This window comes from Cohnella sp. AR92 (assembly GCF_003990975.1).
Taxonomy (GTDB): domain Bacteria; phylum Bacillota; class Bacilli; order Paenibacillales; family Paenibacillaceae; genus Cohnella.
In genome coordinates this window covers 18,801-41,714 of the sequence record NZ_RZJR01000024.1, presented here as the reverse complement: position 1 = coordinate 41,714, position 22,914 = coordinate 18,801, and the positions used below count along the sequence as shown (strand labels likewise).

Genomic DNA, 22,914 nt, shown 5'->3' with positions numbered 1-22,914 from the left:
ACGAATGGCAAGTCGGAATAAGAAGCTGGTACCGGAATGCGCGAGCGCGTTGAATCAGTTGAAGTATGAAGTGGCTTCGGAGCTGGGAGTGCCCTTCGGGCAGAGCGGATTCGGCGGTCAGGATACGGAATTCGCGGGAGAATTGGGAAGCTTCTCCCCGTCCGGATCCGGCTCCAGCTACCTGGGCAATCTGACGGCGCGCGAAGCGGGAGCGGTCGGGGGCGGAATCACCAAGAAGCTTGTGCAGCAAGCTCAACAGACGATTCTGTAAGGGATCGACATAGGCAAAGGTCCATTGACACCCCTCGACTATTCCGGTATCATTATCATCTGAAGGTCTGTCTTACAACCTTTTCCTATTGGAAAAGGTTAATTTTTTGTGCAGGAGGAGGTTGGAGAATTTGTCGATCAAAGGACGACATCTCTTCACGTCCGAATCGGTCACGGAAGGCCATCCGGACAAAATATGCGATCAAATATCCGACGCGGTGCTTGACGCCTTCCTTCAAGCGGATCCTTATGCGCGCGTTGCGTGCGAAGTATCCGTCGCCACCGGACTCGTTCTGGTTATTGGGGAAATCAGCAGCAAAGCCGATTATGTAGATATCTCCGCCATCGTGCGCAGCACGATCAGAGAAATTGGTTATACACGCGCCAAGTATGGCTTCGACGCCAGCACTTGCGCCGTTCTTACTTCGCTTAATGAGCAATCCGCGGACATCGCGCAGGGCGTTAACGCCGCGCTCGAGAATCGCGACGGCAAGGATGTCCTTCAAGAGAACGCCGATATCGGAGCGGGCGACCAAGGCCTGATGTTCGGCTTCGCGACGAACGAGACTCCGGAATTCATGCCGCTTCCGATCGCGCTGGCGCACCGTCTGTCCCGCCGCCTGTCCGAAGTTCGGAAGAACGGCACGCTGGACTATCTGCGTCCGGACGGCAAGACGCAAGTCACGATCGAGTACGTGGACGGCAAGCCGACTCGCGTCGATACGATCGTCATCTCTACCCAGCACTCGGAAGACATCGCTCTTGAACAGATTCAGGAGGATATCCGCAATCATGTGATCAAGCAAGTCGTTCCGGAGCAATGGCTGGATGCCGAGACCAAGTTCTTCATTAACCCGACCGGCCGCTTCGTTATCGGCGGACCGCAAGGCGATGCGGGCTTGACCGGCCGCAAGATCATCGTCGACACTTACGGCGGATACGCCCGTCACGGCGGCGGCGCGTTCTCCGGCAAGGACCCGACGAAGGTGGATCGCTCGGCTGCTTATGCGGCGCGCTACGTAGCGAAGAACATCGTGGCAGCCGGCCTGGCCGACAAGTGCGAGATTCAACTCGCTTACGCCATCGGCGTGGCGAATCCGGTCTCCATCAACGTGGACACCTACGGCACGGGCAAGGTGGCCGAAGAGAAGCTGGTGGAGCTCGTTCGCTCCAACTTCGATCTTCGTCCGGCCGGCATCATCAAGATGCTGGATCTTCGCCGCCCGATCTACAAGCAAACGGCCGCGTACGGCCACTTCGGCCGCACCGACCTGGATCTTCCTTGGGAGCGTCTGGACAAGGTCGATGCTCTTAAGCAAGGCGCAATATCGTAGTCCAACCCTACAAGAAAAAGCCTCATCCCTGCAAAAGGGATGAGGCTTTTTCTTTGGGTGAAAGACTAGTTGGATAGTAAATACCAGGGGTAACGTTTATCGATCCGGAAGCGGACCCATTCCCCTTCTCTAGAGGACTCCAATTCTGATACGACGTCACCTTGCAGATTGAGCGCGTATACCTTAACCCCGGCTTTCGCCAGAACTTTAGCCGTGCCTTGAATCTCATTCAAAATGACGGGAGCGGTACCCCAGTTGCTCAAATTCCCCGTAACGGGGTCCTTGGTCTGTCCCGTATTCTGTTCACTACTCGTGATAGATAGCAGGACTTTCGAAGAATTGCCAATCGCCTGGTCATCCAGCGAAAGGAGCGAGACGGATGCATCACCGTCCAACTGGATGGACAAGTTGGACGTGTACAAGGATTTCGTTGCTATTCTCCCCGTTAGCGATTGGAATTTCGGGGCATCTACTTTCAAGTAAGAAGATTCCGGCGACTGCCGAGTCCAGGTCAACTCGCCGGTATCGGATTGAAGCTTGTCGGCCTTGTCCAGCAGGGCCGCTTCGACCGGACGCACTTCCGATACATTGGTCGTCGATTCGTTGTCCGGGACGAACTGTTTTCTGACGCGGTGTGCGGCGAACAAGCCTTTCGACAGATCGATCCCCTTTCTCCAATCCGTGCCGATCAGGTTGTAGTTGGTCTTGTCCTGGAATTGCTTAAAAGTGCTCAGGGAGTAAGACTTCGTATAGTTCAGAACGATTTCTTCCCGAGCGGGCTGGACATAGCCTTTGAGGAACGCTATCGAGTAGACGAAAGACTGGATGTTCATCACGGGGTCGTTGACCGTATAAAGGAACGATTTAACATAGTCGTCCTTCAAGGTGCCGATATCGGCGTCCGTGTACGCATATTGAATGATCCCGCCGATTCCTTGAAGGCTGCAATAAGGTACGAGAACCGGGTAAAATTCATATTCATAATCGGATGGGAAGGTGTTATTCACTTCGGAAAGCAAATAAGGCTTGTCCTTAATGGCTTGGATCATCATCATGTGCGGCAAGAGCTTCTCGGGATCCGAAACTGGAGATCGGTTATTCATCGTGAACGGTTGGCTCCGAGCCCAACTTGACGGAGGATCCCAGAAGATGTGATTATCCGTGAAATCGCCCTTTGATTGGGCGAGAGTAGACAGGTTGCCGCCGTTGTACCAATTATTGAAGCTAAGCGGCTGCCTGAACCCAGCGGAGCGAGCATACTTATACAGGCGTTCGTTCAAGCCGGTCTCGAGCTCGTAATAGAATTCCGTTAGATCCTGTGTGCGCTGTTTGGAATCGTCTTCGGAATCAAAGATGTATGTCCGTTTGACCGTCCCTAGCTCGAGAGACTCTCCGGGAGACAGCGATTGTACTTCCGCGATGCGAAGCGAAATATTCTTCAAATAAAGTTTGCCCGTCGAATCCCCGACAGCGAAATCAAGCTTGGCGGGTACGTCCGGGGAACCGTCATAGCTCGTGAAGACGTACCGGCGATGTTCCCATGACGTCGTTACGGGAATCTCCTCGAATTCCTTTCTTGTCTCGTCTCCCAGATAGGTACCTAAGCTTCCATTAGCTTCGGAAGCGTTCGTTAGCTCGACGGCAATCGTTCGCACGGAATCCGCTTTAACGTCGAATTGCAGCTCATAACGTTCTCCTCGTTGCATGGAGAACCCTTTCTGTCCATATTGGATGTGCAGTTTCTCCGGAGCCTTGGCCAGTTTATTGGTCGAGATTCTTATCGCTCGCAGACCGGAGTCGTAGCTTACGGTTGATTGAAGCCCTTCGGCGTTCGTCTTGAAGAACCAATCAAGCCCGCTCTTGCTCTCCGGGGAGGATAATAGATTGGGGCCGGCTTCGCGGCCCTTCCAGGCGTCGGAGAGCTTTTTGTTCGTTCCATACCGCTGTTTCAGCCACTCGTTCCACTTCTGGGTCAGAAGCAGATCATAAGAGCCTCTTACGTTCTTCGCCGAATTGGCCTCATATTTTCCGTTCAACTGTCCGGCGAGGGACGCTTGAAGCATGCCGTCTTCGTTCAGAAGTTCTACGACGGCGATAGCAGGCTCGTCTCGGTAAGCTAATCCCGTATAGGGATTGAGATGAGAGGCTAGCAGCTCGATATACGTTCTGAGATGCTTCTCCGCGTCCTCGCTGAAGTAGTGCACCTGTTTACCGTCAATCGGGATGCCCGTCTGAGGTAGATCGGAATGTTCGTATCGGTTGTTGACATGAACGTTCAGATCGATGTAGATACCCTTCTTTTTAAGAAGGTAGATGAGATAGTCTAGCTTATCCATCGCTTCTGCATCCAAGGCTAAACGATCCCCTTGAGCCAGTATACCGCCATCTACGTTGTCGAGACCGTGCAGACGAACAAGGTTGTATCCCAGCTTGGCAAGTTGATCTGCCAGCTTCTCGGCGCTCTCTTTGGATTGGAGGGCTCCCCGCAAGTAAAGGTTCGTTCCCCAGATCTTAAACATCCTGCCGCCTTCAAAAGAGAATTGATCTCCTTCCGCACGAACAAAACCATACTTGCCGGCTGGAGCGTCCAGGACGATCGCTCCGGCATCCAATAGGTTATCGCCGGGATGAAGGGAGACGGTCTGCGGCGAATTCTCCTGCCCGACGGCATTGAAATACCAAAATGCCGACAGAATGGCAAGAATTGCGAATATGACGAGGTAGTATTTACCGAATCTTCGCATGTACGGAGCCCCCTCGAACCTAATCTTCCACATTAATCCTTTTATTCTAAAATTAAATGATATAAATTTCCATATACGCTTTAGGAAATCTTCCAAATTTCGCAAAAATCGACGAGCTCTTCTTGAATGGGAGAGTCCGTCATCATACAATGAAATCACGACATGCCTCAAAGGTTGAGATGAAATGATGAGTGTTCGGAAACCGGATGTGAGTGAACTTCATGCGTTCATCCTCTCCCTGCCTTTCATACGGGAGTTCTCCCTCGAAGAGGCAGCCGCTTTGCACCGCCATATCGAAGCCGTTACCTGCGAGCAGGAGGAGTACATCGTCCGCAGAGGCGAACACAGCGATGCTTGCTATTTTGTATACAACGGAGCGATCGAGATCGTAAGCAAGGATCTGATCGGGCTGGATACAGTTGTAGCGACGCTGGACCGCGGCCGTATCTTCGGCGATATCACGCTGCATCGGGACACGGTACGGAGAACATCCGCGCGCGCGTGCAAGGATGCTTCTCTGCTTATGATCAATCATGCCTCGTTCGGACGAATCGTCTCCGAGGCTCCTTCGTTCTATAACCAGTTAATCGAGTTCTCCCTCGAGCGGCAGAAGACAACCTACTTGCGCTTGGCCTCCATCTTCGCAAGACTGCCTGAGGAGACGCTGGAATCTCTCGCAAGAAGGGCGGCCTACCTCCATTTCCCGGATAATTGGGTTGTTACCCGAGAAGGAGTCTTCGGGGACCACTTTTACATGGTGGTAACGGGTACGCTTCGCGCAACCCGAAATGGCCGACCGTTGGAGACTTTCCAGAAAGGAGATTTCTTCGGCGAGTGCAGCTTGATTCTGAATCAAGAAGAGCCTTTCACCGTCGAGAGCACGACGAATTGCGAAGTGCTGACGATTTCAAAGCGAGATTTCCAAGCCATCCTCCAGCAGCAGAATCTGTTGCCTAATCAATTCGAGGAAATCGTCCGCATCCGGTATGCCGATATCATGAGAAGTCATCCAAGGGCGGTACTCAACACTGAAATGCCAGAGATCGAGAGCGGCAAGAAACGCTATCATATAGGAGTACTGCTCGCGGGACTCATTGGCTTCGCGGCGCTTGCTTACGCCAGCTTGGGGCTAGGGCTGAATGAACTGTTAATTCCGGCCATCGCCGTCGGCAGCTTCGTCGGCCCGGTCGCCTTCGTCGCCTATCTCCATGCAAGAAGCATCCTGACCAACAGGCCTTTTCTCCTGGCGACGATGTTTGCGGCTACCGCTGCCGGAGGCATTCCGATCGCCTATTGGCTGGAAGAGCTAACCTCCGGCCTTATGGATAAGAGTCCTTATTTGAACAGCGCCCTGACGGCGTTGATCGAAGAACCCGCGAAGCTCATTTTTGTTTTCTGGCTTCTGCGGCTTCGCCGCAACCGATTCCTCATGGACGGTATCGTGTACGGGGCGGCATGCGGTATGGGCTTCGCCGCTTTCGAGAATATCCTGTACGGGTTAAACCATCTGCATGACCCCGGGCAAGCGCTGAACGTTATTCTATTCCGTGCGTTGTTCGCCCCGTTCGGACATGGCACCTGGACGGCTATCGCCGCCTATGGGTTATGGCAGTTGTACGTTCACAATCAAAAAGTCGTATGCGCTCTCTGCGTGAGTCTCGCGCTGGCGCTTCACGCTCTCTGGGACTTGCAGGTATTACCTAGCCGTTCCTATCTTCTACAGATGCTGCTGATTGGAGCGCTTGGCCTCTATTCCCTGCAGAAGATCGTCCGGCAAGGTCTTCGGGATGAGAGACAGTCGATCATCGCTCTTAATCCGGAATTGCTGAATAGAGGGGAAGAACCCGTAACCTATATCGATTGTTCCGAATGCAGCAGCACGATTCCGTTCGGAAGTCATTACTGCCCGCGATGCGGCAGAGCCGTTCATGCAAGAGAGAATGTAAGCTTCTAATAACAAGAATGGCGTTCCGGATGGAACGCCATCGTTTGTTTCTATTCTGACGCGATTAGGCTTCTGACTGATAGCCCGTCCGCTGGCTTCGTTGTGAGCGTCTGCCTCCGAAGGGAAGCAGAGCAACGATAGCGCCTATGACAAGACCGATAAGCCCACCTGCGGCATAGAATAGAATGCTCATGGATTCCGGACTGGAAGGAGGCGTCGCATCGCTGATGCTGATAACGCTCTCATCCACCGTGATCTTCTTGGCGAACTCTTTGAAGTAAGTGGTAATTGCATTAGCCAGAATGGCAGCGCGTTCCGGATCTTCGTCAGTGGCGCTGACTGTGAGAATATGGCTATCGTTATCGTTCTTTATCGAGATCTTATTCGCTAATTCCTCCGGAGATATCGTTTGCGCCCACTCAAATTGATCGGCCAGCTCCTGCTTGACCGGTCGGGTGATCGCCGTAGAAGGCAGCAGAACCTTATAATCCTTGATCAAGCTAAGCGAAGCAAGCAGTTCTTGGTACAAGTTCGTTGAAGTGCTGTCCGTCTGTCTCAGAATGAATACCGAGGCGCTTGCCTTGTATTCATCCGTTCGGGTCTGATCCAGATAGAAGATGGGCGCCAGGAACACGACAACCCCGATTAACAGGATCCAAGACCTCTTCACAATCGTTAATGCAACCGAGCTTGGTTTCACGAGCGATCCTCTTCCTTTGCGGGCATACCGGCGCTCTCGAACGCCCATGCCGTAGTAGTTAATCGTCCTTACATTATGGATAAAGTCAATCAATCTTGCCTGCGGCAGCCTCTTCGATTAAGGAGATAATCCGATCATTGCCGCTAATGAAAGGCCTGGTTTCGAAACGATTGATCTGCCCAAGCGCGTCCTCTAGTTGTTCGACCTCGTCCAATCCGATGATTAGACCGCTCTCCGCGAAAAATCCGATGATTTCTTTCTGATGATCATCGACGTGCTCCTGATATTTCTCCAAGCGTGGAACCGCGATGATTTTCTTGCCTTTCTTAAGCGCACCGACGATCGTACCCGTGCCGCCGTGGGTGATCAAGAAGCTGCAACGATCGAGCAGAGCGTCGAATTCTTCAAAGTCGGTGAAAGCCTTGCCCTCAAAGTGCATAGGCTTGTAATCGTTGTAACCAAGCTGAGCGAAGACTTCCTCTCGGATGACGCCCTTCTCGATTAGGCGGTCAACTTCCTTCAGAAGTCGTTCAAAGGGAAAGTCCTGGGTCCCCAATGATAACAGAATCAATAGATACTCCCTCCAAAAACGGCTTTAGGATAGAAACGGAGCATGGATTCCCATTGCACGATAAAGAGATCTGAGAACCGGTAAGCGATTCGCCCCGTCAACGTTGGAGAATGCATCTTCGCGAAGCTCTCGATGAAGACGATCTTCCTACGCATTAACTTACCGATCAATAGCACTGGAACCGCGCTTAGGGCGCCTGTGCTGATGATCATATCCGGTTTCTCTTTGATCAAGTAGTAGAGTGACTTGATGGTGTTGAACAGGAACAACAATGGGAAGTTCCACTTCTTGCGATTGATAAGACGCAGAAGCCGAACCTTCTCATGCTTAGCCATCTGTTGAGTCATGAGGGTATCTTCGGTGATAAAGAAGTATTCGTGCTTCTTATAGAACTTGGATAACTGGCGCATCTGGGTCAGATGACCGCCTACCGAGCATGCGAGGGCGATCTTCACAGGTTTGGCCTCCTATCGATGGATGTGCGTAGCCAAATCTCAAGATTGAGAAGCATCCAAATCTCCTTCTCATGATTCGTGATCCCGTTCAGATGAGCATTCAACATCGATTCAACCTTGTCCGCCTGGAAGATCCCTCGGTTCCGGAAGGCTGACGAGAGCAAGTGGTCCGTCACGAAGTCTTTCATCTCGGTGCGGAACCAGTCTGCGATCGGCATGTAGAAACCGATCTTCTTGCGGTGGATGATCGACTTGGGCAGATATTTCTCCGCTGCCTTCTTCACGATAAACTTGCGCCGCATCCCGCGAACCTTATAAGAATCCTTCAGGCGAAAAGCGAATTCCGCGAGGCGGTAATCGAGGAAAGGAACCCTACCCTCGATGGAGGCTGCCATCATCATGCGGTCCGCTCTCTCCAGAAGGTTATCGCTTAGCCAGTACTTGGTGTCGTAATAGAGCATCCGGTCGAGATTCGAGTGCCCGCGTATCTCGAATTCCCGGGCCGAGAAGGCCGGATAATGGGCATCCTTGAAACCCGGAGAGAGCAGTGCTCCGACTTGATCCTCGGAGAAGGAGGCGAACCAGTTGTTATAGCGCTTTACGTCGTCTTGGATGCTCAAGCTGCTGTAGGCCAGCTTTGCTTTGCGGAAAGAGTAAGGCAGCCGATTAACAAGGCCGGATACAGCGGAGTTGTTAAACACCTGGCGCCCCCAGAACGTCTGTCTTAACCCGTCAAAAGCATACTTCGGATATCCGCCGAACAACTCGTCGCAGCCTTCGCCTGTCAACACGACGCTGACCTTCTTCTTCGCTTGCTGCGACATGAGCAGCATGGGAATATCGGCCGTCTCGGAGGCAGGCGCATCGCGATAGTGGATCACCTTGTAGATAGTGTCCCTGAAGTCCTTCGAATTGATAATGAATTCCTGGTGGTCCGTGCGGTAGAGATCGGAGACGACCTTAGCATACCCGAGCTCGTTGTATCTGGAGTTCTCCAGGCCTACCGAGAAGGTCTTTACGGGCTGACCGCTCATCTGGGACATAATCGCGACGATCAAGCTGGAGTCCAACCCGCCGCTTAGATAGGCACCGAAGGGGACATCGCTAATCATTCGAAGCCGGATGGAGTCCCGAAGGAGACGGTCCAGTTCTTCCTGGGCTTCCTCGAAGCTCATGTCCGTCTTGTCGAAGCGCTCGATGTCCCAGTAACGAACATTGGTCAATTGTCCTTGTCGGTAGATCAGGTAATGGCCGGGTTCAAGCTTGCGCAAACCGTCGTAAACGGTATCCGGATAGCTCGCATATCGGTTTCGCATATACCCGATGAGCGCTCCATAGTTAATGGAACGAATGACGGAAGGGAACAGAAACAGGCTCTTTAGCTCCGAGGCGAAGGCAAAATGGGAGCCCGGCTCATAGCTATAGAACAGCGGACGGACACCCAACCGGTCGCGGGCTACGAAGATCTGGTCCTTGTCCCGATCGTAGATAGCGAATGCGAACATGCCGTTCAGATGCCGCAGGCAGTCTTCGCCGAATTTCTCGTAGAGATTAAGAATGACTTCGGTGTCGGTACCCGTGCGGAACGTCATTCCTTCCTGGGTGAGCCGTTCGCGAAGCTCTCGGTAATTATAGATCTCGCCATTGAAAATAATCGTCGTCTTCCCGCTGGCGGATGTCATCGGTTGAATGCCATTATCGGACAAATCGATGATACTTAGTCTCTTATGTCCCAGCCCGATGACGCCGCCGCTTGGGGGCTCAATGAGTTCCAAGTGATCGCTGTCCGGACCGCGGTGGTGAATTTCTTCGATCATGGAGGCTAGAACCTCGGCATAATCCCCGCGAGGAACTCGAGTATGAAAACCTGCCAAACCACACATCCGCAACACCCTTTCGCCAAGAACGTTCGTTCTTGAATGGCTTGTTTACCGTCGTAATGCCTTTTTGTAAATATTGGTTAGAGTATCGAGAACTTGATGGATATCGTGAGGGGTGACGATCTCGTGGCTGCGTTGTCCATAGGCTCTTCTTAGTTGAGGATGGCCCACTAGCGTGCGGATCGCACGGGCAAGGGAATCCGTCTGTCCCGGTTCCAGCACGAAGCCATTCTCGCCTTCGCGGACGATCTCGGGAATCCCGCCAACGTTCGTGCTGATAATGGGAAGGCTGTAGGCCATGGCCTCCAGAATAGAGATAGGCAGCCCTTCGGCATAGGAGGGGAGAATATAAATGTCAGCGTTAGCAAGGAAGTCCTTCTTCCTCTCGCCGTCGATCCAGCCGTGAACGATGCAGCTATCCTCAAGTCCTTTGTCCTTTATGTACGCCTTCAACTGGTCGATCTCGTTGTTGCCGCATACATGCAGCGTCAGTTCACTGCGCTCCCGTTCGGTCAGCTTCTCGATAGCGTCTATGAGATCGTAAATGCCTTTGCGAGGGCCGATCTCTCCCAGGAACAAGAGATTGACCCGATCTCGATGACGTCTGAGCGGAGCAATAGCCGCGGCATCCGGAATGGCTACCGGGTTCGGGAGAATCGTAACGTTGGGATTGCCGCATGCCCCATTCACGAGAAGTTTCATCTGGTCGGACAAAACGATGATTTCATCTGCCTTCTCGAGCGTCGATTTTACCAGTCTGGCATTGAAACGGTTGCTCTTCTGGAATTGTTCAAACCCGGAGGCATGAATATGGAAGATAACCTGCTTGCCTAGCAGCTTAGCCAAATAGGTATAGACGCTCTTGCGATAGAAGCTTCCATGTGCCGCTGAATGAACATGCACGACATCGAACGGCAATACCCTCCATGCGAACTTTGCGAAGGTTGCTGTCGAGTAGAGGATGCGCAGGAACGGGGGAACCGAATTAATATAGGATGAGAATCTCTCGAATTGAAGATCGGTTGTCCTTGTTCGGAACCCTTCAAGCAGAGACACCACCACCGAGTTGATTCCGCCTTTGACCTTCGGTGAACTGGCGACTACCAGCACTTTCATAGGGCACCTCGCTTGCCGTTACGCATAAGTTCGTTGTATAGGTCCAAATACTCATTAGTCATAAATTCGATATCATACCTAGAAATTTCCTGACGAATGACGTCGGGGTTTATTATATCATAGTTTTTTTCGTATAAACGATGCAGTTTTTCAAATAAACCCCATTCATTTCCCGGAGAAAACAGCCATCCGAGCCGATCTTCCCCCAGAATCTCCTGTGGACCATCCAAACGGCTGGCTAGGACCATGAGACCGGAAGCCAGAGCTTCAAGCAGCACAAGGCCGAATCCTTCCGTTCTCGAAGGTAGGACGAACACATCATAGCCTGGCAGAAGATCTGCGACGTCCGGCCGATTGCCAAGGAAGGCGACCTCCTCCGTTAATCCTAACTGACTTGTCAATTCACGCAAGTAAACCGGTGAATCCGGATCGTACGGGTATTCGCCTCCGATGAGATCGCAGCGGAATAAGCAGCCGCGTTCTTTCAGGAGTGCGAGCGCGCGAAGGAGAACGTCTTGGCCTTTAATCTCGTGGGTAAGCCGGGCAACGTTGACGATCCGCAAGACTCCGTCTTCCATGAACGTTCGGGTTCCCTTGGAGAAACGGTCGAGCTTGATTCCGTTAGGAATCACACGCGCACGATGAATCCCTTTCTCCGCGCAATACGAAAGTACGGATCGGGAGATGGCGATATTGCAATGGACCAGTCGCTTGTGCAGGTAAAGCTTCGGCGAAGATAGTCCATCGAACAAGAACCGGTCATGAACGGAGAAGAGAATCTTCAGCGACGGTCGAAGCGCCTTGCACAGCATGCCGAAATGCTTGCTCCCGTGGTCATGGGCATGGATAACCTTTACCCGGTGACGAAAGAAAATCCGTAGGAGGCGGAGGAAGTATGCCGGATTCTTGCTCCCTTCAGGCCGTCGGAGAAAGTATACGGGCAATCCGCATCGCTCGAGCCGGTCGCTAAGGCCCCGATCGATCTTGTCGTTTAGAATTGTTATAACGATGGAGTTCTCCGCTCGCCTTCCGGTTGCTTCCGCGAAGTTCGTCAATAGCGTCTCGATACCGCCAATCTCCAGCGACGAGACGAGATGGAGCACGCCGGGCGCCGCATGGCCTGTGATCGTTCCTCTGACGCTCATCGCATTCCTCCGACCGTCAATTGTTCGTACATGTCCTTGTACTTGCCGAGCATCACGTCCATGTCGAAGTCCTTCACGAATAAGGCCGCATTCTCGGATAGATCATCGATCAGCCGCTCGTTGCGAGCCAGATCACAAATCATCTCCGCAAGAGCAGCATCATCTTCATTCGGGAACAGCAGGCCGTTCTTCCCGTTCTCGATGAGCTCGGCCGGCCCGTCAATATTGGAGGCGACGACCGGGAGGCCTGCTGCCATCGCCTCAAGCAGGACGAGGCCGAGCCCTTCGAAACGGGACGGCAAGACGAACGCGTCATACTGGGGCAGCAGGCGTTCGACATCATACCGGTTGCCGAGAAATCGTACACGGCCTTCGAGTCCTAGCTCTCGAACAAGCTCGTTCAGATAGAGCGGGGAGCCTTTATCGTACTCATACGCTCCGCCAATCAAATCGCAGGTCACGTTCAATCCTTGATCCGCGCAGCGCTTGACGGCTCGGATCAACACATCCTGGCCTTTCTTTCGGTGGGTTAGACGCGCTACGTTGACAAGCCTTAGACCCGCTTTAGCGTCTGCAGATGCCGGCGTCCGGCGATGCTCCGAGAACTTGGCTGTCCTGATTCCGTTGTAAATCCTTACAGCGTTGTCAAATCGGGCTTCCCGACATTCCGCAAGGACGGAGTTGGAGATGGCTATATTTCGGTCGATCGCCCATCGGTGCAACCAACGCGAGAAAGCTCCGAGCCTGCTTACGATGTTCGTGTCGTGAATAGTGAAGACTACTTTAAGCCTAGGAAAAGCGAGCTTGCAGAGAATTGCCCACATCTTGCTGCCGTAGTTATGGGCATGAATGATTTGAATTCTTCTCCGTCGAATGAGCCGCAGCAGGCTCCATAGATACCGAGGGTGCCGGTGGGTCGGGGGACGGCGCAGCAGATGGACTTCGCTTCCGGTTCGGCGCAGCTCGTCTACCAATTCTTCATTCAGAAGGTCGTTCATCACGACAATAGTAAAATCGATCTCTCTGTCTCGGGCGTTCTCCGCGGCCAGGTCCAGAAGAAGCTTCTCCGCACCACCCATCTGGAAGGCGGAGATCAGATGTAGGACACGAACGGGACGGTTCATTTTATCCTCTCCTTTCAGGCGGCTTCCGACTCGGCAGGGACGGTTCTAGCGAAGGACATGTACATGCCAAGAAGCAGGAGTCCGTACAACAGGCGGGCTATCGCGACCGATACGGCCGCCCACACAAGCCCCAGCGTCGGCACGGTAAGAGAGATCAAGATAACGATGAACACGATCTGAACGCACTTGCCGACCGTAATGTACTTCGGCCTTCCCAGCGAGTAGAGCGCTTGTTCAATCGGTATGAGAGCGAATGCCACAATAGCTGACACCAGCATGAATTGTAGAATCGTGATGGCGGGCTGGTAGCTCGCGCCGAGAATCAGATTAATGACGGGACGGGCGAGCGGAATCAATGCGAACATTCCGGCCGAGATGAGCAGCGTAGGCTTCGCCAGCCCGCGGGTGAACGAGACGACACGAGAGGGGGTGAGCTCCGACAGGCTGGGCAGCATCACCTTGCTCAGGACGAACGGAAGGAAGGCTACGATCGCCGACAGCTGAAACGCCACGTTGTAGATGCCGATCTGATCGTAAGTGACCCAGAGGGCGATCATGAGAAAATCGATTCTCCCCAAGGTGTTGGTCGGAATTGAGACCAGCAGCATCCATTTCTCGTAATGAAGAACTTCGGCCAAAGCCTCTTTGCGAAGACGGGCGGTAAAGTACGACTTCAGGAAAGAAGCATACTTCGGAAGGAAGAACAAAGACATGGCAATTGGCAAATAGTAAAGCAGGAGCGCGTACTCAAGCTTCAGGTCATCGACCAAGTACAACGCGCCGACGAAGAAGAGAGAGAGGAGAAAGCGGCCGATGTTGATCATAGCCCGAAGCTTGAACCGTTGAATTGCCTGCAGATAGGTGTCGTTAACGAAGAGTAGGGATTCTCCAATAAATCCGACGATGAAATACGGAAGGTAGGGAACCATCTCCGGCTTGCCAAGGAGAGTGAAGATTTGTTCGCCAAAAAGCGCTAGAGCCAACGTCACGACGCCGACTATCGTCAACTTGGCGAGCGCGTACAAGCCGAAAAGCACGTTCGTGCTATTCTTGTCCCGGGCCGAGAAGCGGACGGCCGTATTCTCCATGCCAAAGTCGAAGAAGGCGGCACAGAAAGCCACGTTGACAAAGATATAGGAGTATTTGCCGTAATCGCCGGGGCCTAGATGCACCGACAAGAGCAAAATAATGACAAAGTTCATTGCCTTAGTTGCCACATTCTCCGAGAAAACGATGCCTAAATGACGAAACAGCTTGCGCCGGAGGGAATTATGTTCGATCTGAGCCATGCCCTTACCTTCTATTCCTTATGTAATCTTGCGCCCGCAGCTTGAGTAAGCGGAGACGGAGCAAGCTGGCGGGAATGTTCTCCACGATCACCCTGCGCAGCTCCCACAGGTTCTGGCCTGGATAGTTAATTCCGTTAATGGCCGTAACGGCTGTCCGATAATGCCGGCGGGCTTCTTCTGCAACGACGGTCGTGAAGTCCGTCTCCCTGCCGTACGGATACGCGAAGTGGCGTACGTCGATCCCCGTTCGTTCCTCGATTAGCCGTCTCGAATCGCGCAGCTCTTCCACCACGGCTGTTTCGGGAATCCGGCTGAGAGTCGGATGGTTCATGGTGTGGCTTCCGAGGGTCACTCCGGCAGCCGCCAATTCTCCCACATCGCTCCATGTCAGCATCAGAGAATCATCTCCCTCGAACTCGGGGCGCAGGGAATCTCTTAGCTCTATCAGCATCTTGCGCTTTGCCGTCTCGTCATATCGTTTGATCTCGTTCTTAACCCGTTCTGCGAGCTGGATGCGGTCCGTATTGTCGGCTAGAGAGAAGGTTCCCGAGAGACCAGGGTAGTTCAGCGTAACGTTCTTCTCCGCAGAGGAGAAGAGAAACGCATCGACTTTGTCGGTCCATAGCGGCTCCCGTTTATCGATCGGCGAAGCGGTCAAATAGAGGGTCGCGCAAACTTCGTAATCAACGAACGGCTGCTCCGCAAGCGCTTTGTTGTCCAGATAACCATCATCGAACGTCACAACCAAGTAATTGGCGTCGAGCTTAGGTTGAGAAAGCACCTTCTCGACGTCATCCATGCCAATAACCTTGAACCTCTTGCGGTAAAAGCGAAAGTGAGAGTCCAGACGTGTTCTGGTAACAGCAAGCGGATGGACATCGCGGTCGGGCATATCCTCGCTAATGCGGTGATAACCAACGATAAACAGGCCTTTTGGGCGCAGAAGGAACTCGAATAGCGCAAGCAATCCCGAATAGTGGAATGCAAAGTAAATAATGTGTTTCACCAATCGGCGCAACGAATTCCACACAATTGTTCCTCCTTCGTTGCGAGAATTTATGGGTAGGAACGCATCCCCTGTATTTGATTATATGGTTACATTCTAATAGGTCTAAAGGGCAAGAGCAACCAATTGTCGCCTTCAAACTACAATTTATATAAATTTATTCCATGAAATTCTTCAACAAAACGAAACTTATGGTACAATCTTCATATAAAGAAAGAGTGAAAGCTAGCCTAACTCCTAGCAAGCTAGTTCCGTAGGCATGCTTCACGGTAACAAAAGGGTGGAAATCGTGCATCGATCTAACAAGAATTCTTTTTTTCACGTCCCGCTTTTCCTCGCCGACATCGTGTCGATTCTGCTCGCCTATGGAATCTCCTACAAGTTTATTGGCCACCCGGGAGACTTGCTGGAAAAAGGAGAATATCTCTGGCTCTTGCTCGTTTTTGTCCCGTTGTATACCTCGACCATGAATGTCTTTGGAATGTACGACCGGCTCACCTTTAATTACTATGACCGGATATTTCGCCACGTCTTCTATTCCGTCCTGTTTACCGGAGGCGTCCTTACCATTATTTCTTGGTTGGAGCCCCATCTTTCATTCAACGAAAGCTTCTTCGATTCGTTCCTCATTCTTGCCTTATTGATTATCGTTGTTATGCGAAGCTACATCGCCTATGCTAGAAGGCAGCGCGGCTTGCGGAAACGGGTTCTAATCGTCGGCGTTCAGTCGGTCATCGATAAGTTCCAATATTATTTGGGGAAGACTAGCGTCAATCATACCATTGTCGGCTATGCTTGCATCCATCAAGACGAAGCGCTTACGAGCACGCCGATGCTTGGCGACGTCTCCGAACTCGAATCCATTCTGAAGGAGCATATCGTCGACGAAGTTTATTTTGCGGTCGGTGACAAGCATGTTTCAAGCATCGAGAGTTATGTGGCTCTATGCGAGAAGATGGGCGTAACGGCACGTCTGGTTCTTGACCTTTTCCGGCTCAGCATAGCGAAATCCCACTTTGCCGGCATCGGGACGCTGCCCATGCTGACGCTCCATACGGTCAGCTTGAATTACTTCCAGCTCATCTCTAAGCGATTGCTGGATATAGCCGGGGCAATTGTCGGAATAGTCCTGACTTTCGTTCTGTCGCTCGTTATCTATCCGCTAATCAAACTAGATTCCAGGGGGCCGGCGGTCTTCGCTCAGCAGCGCGTTGGCGTCAATGGTCGTATCTTCAAAATTTATAAGTTCCGGACGATGTACATAGATGCGGAGAAACGCAAGGAAGAGTTGATGAGACAAAACAAGATCGAGGGCGGATTCATGTTTAAGATGGATGACGACCCCAGGATTACGAAGGTAGGCAGGTTTCTTCGCAAGACAAGCTTGGACGAGCTTCCGCAATTCATCAATATCCTTAAAGGCGAGATGAGCCTTGTCGGAACGCGACCTCCAACCATTGACGAAGTGAGCAGATACGAGAATCATCATTATCGCCGGATCAGCATCAAACCCGGATTGACTGGTATGTGGCAGGTGGGGGGGAGGAGCGAGATCACCGACTTCGATCAGGTGGTTAAATTAGACACGGAGTACATCGATCAATGGTCGATCTGGCTTGATCTCAAGATAATAGCCAAGACCTGCTTAGTTGTATTCGTTAGAAGAGGAGCCTATTAACCGAAAACTCTTTGCTAACATATTAATAAAGAGAGATGGAGAGAGAACATGACCGTCAAAAAAGCGATTATTCCTGCAGCGGGTTTAGGAACCCGTTTCCTTCCCGCTACCAAAGCGATGCCGAAGGAAATGCTGCCTATCGTAGACAAGCCGACGATTCAGTACATCGTCGAAGAAGCCGTCGCTTCCGGAATCGAAGACATTATTATCGTAACGGGCAAGGGCAAGCGGGCGATCGAGGATCACTTCGACAGCTCTATGGAGCTCGAGAAGATTCTGGCCGATTCTAAGAAGTTTGATCTTCTGGATCAAGTAAAGCTTTCTACGAAGCTAGGCAACATCCACTATATTCGCCAGAGCGAGCCGAAAGGACTTGGACACGCTATCTGGTGTGCACGCAAATTCATCGGAAACGAGCCGTTCGCCGTTCTGCTGGGAGACGACATTGTCGAATCAGAAGGAAGTCCTTGCTTGCAGCAGCTTATCGATGTATATAGCAAGTATCGCGTATCCGTTCTTGGCGTTCAGCACGTATCGAATGAGGATGTTTCCCGGTACGGAATCGTGGACGGCATGTCTCTCGAGGAGAAAATTACCCGCGTTACCCGTCTGGTCGAGAAACCGAAGCGCAATGAAGCCCCCTCTAATTTAGCCATTATGGGCCGATACGTTCTGACACCGCGAATTTTTCAAATTCTCGACAGTCAGGCTCCCGGTGCGGGTGGCGAAATTCAATTGACCGACGCGATCGCGACTTTAAATATGGTCGAAGCGGTCTATGCATATGAATTCAGCGGGACCCGGTACGATGTCGGAGAGAAGCTCGGGTTCATTCAGACTCTGCTTGAATTCGCCTTGAATCGGGATGAACTTCGGCCCGAATTGATCGGACATATGAAGAGAATGCTCGAAAAATACAATATTCCTATAGAAAATCAAGCCAAAACACAATAAATGAGTCTTTGGAACTATTTCTTATTCGGTTAATCTGGTTAATTATGGGTTTAAAGCTTATTCCGAGATCGATAATGGCAAACCTTCCGAAAGTTGGGGACGCAAAGCTATAGGGGCTTCGGCGACGAGCCATGCCAGCCAGCTGCCGATAAGGGAAATACTTCTGTCTTCGGCAGAGGGCTTATCCGCAGAGAATTCGGATAAGCCCTTTTTTATTCTAATTTTATGGTGAAAAGGGTGGTGCAGATGAACAAACGCTTTTGGAGTAAGCATTATTGGAAAGTCATTCTGGGTACCTTATTGGCACTGAACCTGGCTGTTCAAACTCCGATCATGGACCATGTAACCCAATATGCCGACAAGCTAAGCAATGCTGTCCGCCAATCGAACAAGACGAGCACCAGCGATACCCTTACCCGTTATCTGAGCAGCGGCAAGCATTTCGGCGTTGCCACACAAACCTGGTACTTATCCGATGGCCAATACTCTAAGGTGGCGAACAGCAATTTTGACATGGTTACGCCCGAATATCAAATGAAGATGAGCGAAATTCAGTCGACGAAGGGCGTGTTCCGGTTCAACGAAGCCGACGACTTTGTCAATTGGGCGAAGAAGAACAATAAGCTTGTTCGAGGTCATACGTTGATATGGCACGACGCTTTGCCGTCATGGGTGGAGAATGGCAATTATTCTCGAGATCAATGGATCGAGATTCTAAAGAACCATATTACGCAGACGGTTCGTCATTTCAAGGGGAAGATTTACGCCTGGGACGTCGTGAACGAAGCCTTCTACACGAACGGAGACTACCGTCCTTCTGTCTGGTACACCAACATCGGCCCCGAATATATCGAGATGGCCTTCCGTTTCGCCCGCGCGGCGGATCCGAACGTCAAGCTGTTCTACAATGACTTCGATGCCGAAGTCACGAACGAGAAATCGAATGCAATCTACAACATGATCAAATCGCTTAAAGCCAAAGGGGTCCCTATCGACGGAATCGGCTTCCAAACCCATCTGGCGATCAATGGCGTAAACTACAACGACATGCAAGCCAACTTTAAGAGATTCGCGGCTCTTGGTCTGGATACCGACATCACCGAGATGGACGTTGTAACGCATACGTTCCAGGGAACCCACGAGCAGAAATTGGCGGCTGAAGCGGAAGTTTACAAGAACGTCTTTAACATGTTCCTCAAGCTTCCGAGCGCCAAATCGTTCGTCGTCTGGGGCCTTCGAGACGATCACAGCTGGTTGAACACTGATACGGGATACCAGGAATATCCGTTGCTGTTCGACAACGACTACAATCCGAAACCGGCCTACACTGCCCTTCTCAACCTAGTAAAAAGATAATCGGACTGTATAGGAGGTATTAGGCCTTGAGATTCGGATCTAAAGCCTACTGGCAAAAAAACTATTGGAAAGCCGGAGTCGCCGTACTGCTGGCCGTAAATTTGTTTCTTCCCCGGAGTTTGATCGACCTGGCTAATTCGGTGTCGGATCAGCTTGCCAACAAGGTGAATACGCAGCAGAGCGGGCCATCCTTGCGCGAGGCCGCGAAGAAGCAAGGGAAATTAATCGGAATCGCCACTCAATCCTGGTATCTTAACGATAAGACTTACTCTTCCGTAGTAGAGCACAACTTCAATATTCTTACTGCGGAATACCAGATGAAGATTGGCCAGATTCAGCCGCAGCGAGGCGCCTTTAACTTCACGGAAGCGGATAAGATCGTCGATTATGCGGAGAAGAATGATATGCTCGTCCGGGGGCATGCGCTGGTCTGGCATCAGTCGCTGCCGGACTGGATTACAAGCGGCCAGTACAGCAGGGACGAATGGATCGAGATTCTGAGGGATCATATCACGACTACGGTGTCTCACTTCAAGGGCAGAATTTATGCCTGGGATGTCGTGAACGAAGCTTTCTATCAGAATGGAGATTACCGTCCGAGTATCTGGTATACCAACATTGGTCCCGAATATATTGATCTCGCGTTCCAATTCGCCCACGAAGCCGATCCGAATGCCAAACTGTTCTACAACGACTTCGATACAGAAGTAGCCAATCCGCGTTCGGATGCCATCTTCGGGATGGTGAAGAGCATGAAGCAACGGGGGATCCCTATCGACGGCGTCGGCTTCCAGACTCATTTGAAAATCCCTGGAGTCAACTACGAGTTGATGAAGCAGAATCTGAATCGCTTCGGAAAGCTTGGAGTAGATACCGACATTACGGAATTCGACGTCATCACTCATACCTTCGATGGAGCAGAACAAAACATGCTAGAGGCCCAAGCCGACGTTTACCGGAATATCATGGACGTTGTGATGGATACTCCGAGCGTCAAATCGATCGTCATTTGGGGGCTCAAAGACAACCAGAGCTGGCTGCCGAATTATACGGGTCAGAACGAGTACCCTCTGTTGTTCGATAACTCCTATAATTCCAAACCGGCATATACAGCTTTCTTGGAGAAGCTGGAGGGCATAGAGTAGAAGATAGGCCAAGAGCTTCTGGAGATCCCAGAAGCTCTTTTGTATGAAGAGTTCCATTTCTAACAATATTCGACGAATCTCTTTGTAAAAACAGTCATTTATACCCTGATTATGGTATGATAAGACGTGCGGTTATGGAAATGAGCATTTGTCACCTTACATAAAAGGATGGTCCAGTTGTCTAACCAGGTACAATCCCGATCTGGGAGAATCATTCGAAGCTTGGCAATCATCGCATGGAGCATCGCGGTAACCGCGGTTATTGGCGGGTATTTCACCTTCTTTGTCGCCGAGGCCCGATACGAGGCCGTGTCCAGCTTCATGATTCTGAACCAGCCTCCTCTAGCGGAACTTAACAACGATCACGGGGATCCGCCCGAGTTGATTCTAGACTTACTGGCTGGAGCGGCATTAGCGAACGACTTCCAGAGCATAATTCTGTCGAATGAGTTCCTGGAGCAGGTTGAAGCCCGACTAAACAGCGAATATGAGTGGGCGCGAGGCATTACTCTCGAGGATCTGCACCAGAACGTGGACGTCACTTTTCGCAGTGATACCCGAGTCCTCAACATCATCGGATACGATAGCAGCCCGGAGCATGCCGCCATCTTGTCTAACACGGTCAATAAGACGTTTCAATCGTTTGCGACCAAGCTTACAGCACAGGACCTCATCATTCCGATAAAGGAAGCGGAAGTTCCGAAGTCTGCCGATTCCCCCAAACCGGTACAGTACATGACATTATCAATCATCGTTGGGCTATTGACTGGATTGATTCTCTCGATGCAAACCGCTCGAATCTCGCTCTTGAAGGTGAATTTATGAACTTGTCCATCAGACGGGGGGCCACGCTGGCCGTAACGCCGCTCCTGATCGGCGCCCTCTTCGCGTATCTCCTGAGTACTCACTTCTACGTTTATCTTGTCTACCTATTGCTGGGTGTCTTTTACTACTTGCTGGTTCGGCGGTTCGGCAGGGAGATGTCGTTCCTGTTCCTGATCCCGATTGTCACTGTCGCTCTTGTGCTTGTCGGGCAGATCTTCTTACTCGACTTCTATGACCATAACGGTCTAAATCCGATCAAGATTCATCCGCTGGTTCTATCGCTGCTGGTGCTTGTTTATTTGACGCTTCTCGAGGATGTTTTGCGCGGCAAATTCGTATGGGATCGCGTTGCAAAACTTACTGTAGCGATCTTCGTCGTCTTCCTGGGCATAACGCTTTGGAAGAGAGGACTTAGCGGGGTAAGCTACTTCAATCAGAATTACCTCGGGCCGCTGTCCTTCTTCTACTTCATTTACAGCCAGAAGAAATACGACTTACACAAGCTGCGATTGTTCACGAATGTCTTGATTGTCGTCATGGTTCTGATGGGAATATGGGGCGTTGTCGAATACATCAATCAGGCGACTCCGCTGCAAACCATCTACGATACGGAGACCCCGACCTGGATCGAAGGCTCTTATCACGAGGGATATCGGATCAAGACCTCGATCGGTCATCCGCTTGATAACGCCATCATGTTCCTATTCGCGATGATTCTTGTTCAAACCAACATTCGCAACGCTTATTTAAAGTACGGAATCCTGCTGCTCTTCATGGTAGATTTGCTTGCATCCGGCTCGCGAAGCATTTTCCTTCTGTCCTTCTTTGTCCTGCTGTATAACAACTCCATCAAGGAAACGGGCTGGGCATTCTTTAAGAAATACTTGTACTTCCTGGTGCCAGCCGTCTTGCTTGTTCTGGGCATGCTCTTCTCGCCTTTAGGCCAGACGATCATTAATCGCTTTAACAACGCCGGGGAGTCCACGCAAGCGCGATTTTTGTTTATTAATTATTTCCTGCACCATCTATTCTCCTTCCAGATGCTTGGGTTGGGAGGGGCGACAAGTACGATTGCCCTGTACAATTCCCGTTATGAGAAAGTATATCTGGAGAATCCATGGATTATCTTGTTCTTTGAAGTCAGCTATTTCATCCTTTTGTTCCTTGCCTATCTGTATGTCGTTATCAGGCGCGTCGACTTCAAGTACTTTGTAATCATTATGTTAATTGCCCTATCCGCGATGAACTCATTCGGTGTCAAGACAATCGACATCTATGCTCTGTTCTATCTTCTTGCCTATTTCTTCGCGCATCGGCAAGCGCGGCTGGGAAGTAAATCGAGTCCGCCGGAATATGAGCGTATAGCGGGAGGGTAAT

19 protein-coding genes and 1 riboswitch are annotated in these 22,914 nt (G+C 51.4%); of the genes, 9 read left to right on the top strand and 10 right to left on the bottom strand.

Annotated elements, in window-relative coordinates; all coding sequences use genetic code 11:
- Positions 1 to 4: 4 nt before the first annotated feature.
- Together ELR57_RS26595 and metK are read left to right on the top strand one after the other, a co-directional pair.
- Positions 5 to 271: an alpha/beta-type small acid-soluble spore protein gene (locus ELR57_RS26595; protein WP_126962771.1), complete on the top strand. Its 267-nt coding sequence runs from the start codon at positions 5 to 7 to the stop codon at positions 269 to 271.
- A 130-nt stretch (positions 272 to 401) separates the two neighbouring features.
- On the top strand, positions 402 to 1,604 hold the full coding sequence (gene metK, locus ELR57_RS26590; RefSeq protein ID WP_126962769.1) for a methionine adenosyltransferase: 1,203 nt from the start codon (positions 402 to 404) through the stop codon (positions 1,602 to 1,604).
- 65 nt (positions 1,605 to 1,669) lie between these two features.
- Here the strand turns inward: metK and ELR57_RS26585 are convergent, their stop codons facing one another.
- Positions 1,670 to 4,348: a cellulase family glycosylhydrolase gene (locus tag ELR57_RS26585; protein ID WP_158630192.1), complete on the bottom strand. Its 2,679-nt coding sequence runs from the start codon at positions 4,346 to 4,348 to the stop codon at positions 1,670 to 1,672.
- 208 nt (positions 4,349 to 4,556) lie between these two features.
- On the opposite strand from ELR57_RS26585, the gene ELR57_RS26580 reads away from it, so the two are divergent.
- On the top strand, positions 4,557 to 6,302 hold the full coding sequence (locus tag ELR57_RS26580) for a cyclic nucleotide-binding domain-containing protein (protein ID WP_158630191.1): 1,746 nt from the start codon (positions 4,557 to 4,559) through the stop codon (positions 6,300 to 6,302).
- A 55-nt stretch (positions 6,303 to 6,357) separates the two neighbouring features.
- Here ELR57_RS26580 and ELR57_RS26575 read toward each other — a convergent pair whose 3' ends face one another.
- From ELR57_RS26575 to ELR57_RS26535, 9 genes are all read right to left on the bottom strand, one after another.
- On the bottom strand, positions 6,358 to 6,993 hold the full coding sequence (locus tag ELR57_RS26575; protein ID WP_158630190.1) for a YveK family protein: 636 nt from the start codon (positions 6,991 to 6,993) through the stop codon (positions 6,358 to 6,360).
- 85 nt (positions 6,994 to 7,078) lie between these two features.
- Positions 7,079 to 7,564 carry a PssE/Cps14G family polysaccharide biosynthesis glycosyltransferase gene (gene pssE, locus ELR57_RS26570; RefSeq protein WP_126962761.1) on the bottom strand — a complete coding sequence of 162 codons (486 nt, stop codon included), beginning with the start codon at positions 7,562 to 7,564 and terminating at the stop codon, positions 7,079 to 7,081.
- Positions 7,561 to 8,019, bottom strand: a complete 459-nt coding sequence (pssD, locus tag ELR57_RS26565; protein ID WP_192896626.1) for a PssD/Cps14F family polysaccharide biosynthesis glycosyltransferase — start codon at positions 8,017 to 8,019, stop codon at positions 7,561 to 7,563. The genes pssE and pssD overlap by 4 nt, the downstream gene beginning before the upstream one ends.
- Positions 8,016 to 9,902 carry an asparagine synthase (glutamine-hydrolyzing) gene (gene asnB / locus ELR57_RS26560; RefSeq protein WP_126962759.1) on the bottom strand — a complete coding sequence of 629 codons (1,887 nt, stop codon included), beginning with the start codon at positions 9,900 to 9,902 and terminating at the stop codon, positions 8,016 to 8,018. Before asnB ends, pssD begins: the two co-directional genes overlap by 4 nt.
- 45 nt (positions 9,903 to 9,947) lie before the next feature.
- Complete coding sequence (locus tag ELR57_RS26555) at positions 9,948 to 11,015, bottom strand: glycosyltransferase family 4 protein (protein ID WP_126962757.1); 1,068 nt, start codon at positions 11,013 to 11,015, stop codon at positions 9,948 to 9,950.
- The gene (locus tag ELR57_RS26550; protein WP_126962755.1) at positions 11,012 to 12,160 is read right to left on the bottom strand and encodes a glycosyltransferase; all 1,149 of its coding nucleotides are present in this window, start codon (positions 12,158 to 12,160) and stop codon (positions 11,012 to 11,014) included. Before ELR57_RS26550 ends, ELR57_RS26555 begins: the two co-directional genes overlap by 4 nt.
- Entirely contained in the window at positions 12,157 to 13,284 is a 1,128-nt protein-coding gene (locus ELR57_RS26545; RefSeq protein ID WP_126962753.1) for a glycosyltransferase family 4 protein, read from the bottom strand. The genes ELR57_RS26550 and ELR57_RS26545 overlap by 4 nt, the downstream gene beginning before the upstream one ends.
- A 14-nt stretch (positions 13,285 to 13,298) precedes the next feature.
- The gene (locus ELR57_RS26540) at positions 13,299 to 14,573 is read right to left on the bottom strand and encodes a lipopolysaccharide biosynthesis protein (protein ID WP_126962751.1); all 1,275 of its coding nucleotides are present in this window, start codon (positions 14,571 to 14,573) and stop codon (positions 13,299 to 13,301) included.
- Between the two features lie 4 nt (positions 14,574 to 14,577).
- A complete protein-coding gene (locus ELR57_RS26535; protein WP_126962749.1) occupies positions 14,578 to 15,603 on the bottom strand; it encodes a polysaccharide deacetylase family protein in 1,026 nt (341 codons plus the stop codon).
- A gap of 265 nt (positions 15,604 to 15,868) precedes the next feature.
- On the opposite strand from ELR57_RS26535, the gene ELR57_RS26530 reads away from it, so the two are divergent.
- From ELR57_RS26530 to ELR57_RS26505, 6 genes are all read left to right on the top strand, one after another.
- Entirely contained in the window at positions 15,869 to 17,257 is a 1,389-nt protein-coding gene (locus ELR57_RS26530) for a sugar transferase (RefSeq protein WP_126962747.1), read from the top strand.
- A 48-nt stretch (positions 17,258 to 17,305) separates the two neighbouring features.
- Positions 17,306 to 18,211: a UTP--glucose-1-phosphate uridylyltransferase GalU gene (gene galU, locus ELR57_RS26525; protein WP_126962744.1), complete on the top strand. Its 906-nt coding sequence runs from the start codon at positions 17,306 to 17,308 to the stop codon at positions 18,209 to 18,211.
- 66 nt (positions 18,212 to 18,277) lie between these two features.
- Positions 18,278 to 18,361: riboswitch (cyclic di-GMP riboswitch) on the top strand.
- A 96-nt stretch (positions 18,362 to 18,457) separates the two neighbouring features.
- The gene (locus ELR57_RS26520) at positions 18,458 to 19,567 is read left to right on the top strand and encodes an endo-1,4-beta-xylanase (protein ID WP_126962742.1); all 1,110 of its coding nucleotides are present in this window, start codon (positions 18,458 to 18,460) and stop codon (positions 19,565 to 19,567) included.
- A gap of 26 nt (positions 19,568 to 19,593) precedes the next feature.
- Complete coding sequence (locus tag ELR57_RS26515; RefSeq protein ID WP_126962740.1) at positions 19,594 to 20,712, top strand: endo-1,4-beta-xylanase; 1,119 nt, start codon at positions 19,594 to 19,596, stop codon at positions 20,710 to 20,712.
- A 222-nt stretch (positions 20,713 to 20,934) separates the two neighbouring features.
- Positions 20,935 to 21,537, top strand: coding sequence for a YveK family protein (locus tag ELR57_RS26510; RefSeq protein WP_158630189.1), 603 nt, complete (start codon positions 20,935 to 20,937; stop codon positions 21,535 to 21,537).
- Between the two features lie 2 nt (positions 21,538 to 21,539).
- Positions 21,540 to 22,913, top strand: coding sequence for a hypothetical protein (locus ELR57_RS26505; protein ID WP_192896625.1), 1,374 nt, complete (start codon positions 21,540 to 21,542; stop codon positions 22,911 to 22,913).
- Position 22,914: the final 1 nt, after the last annotated feature.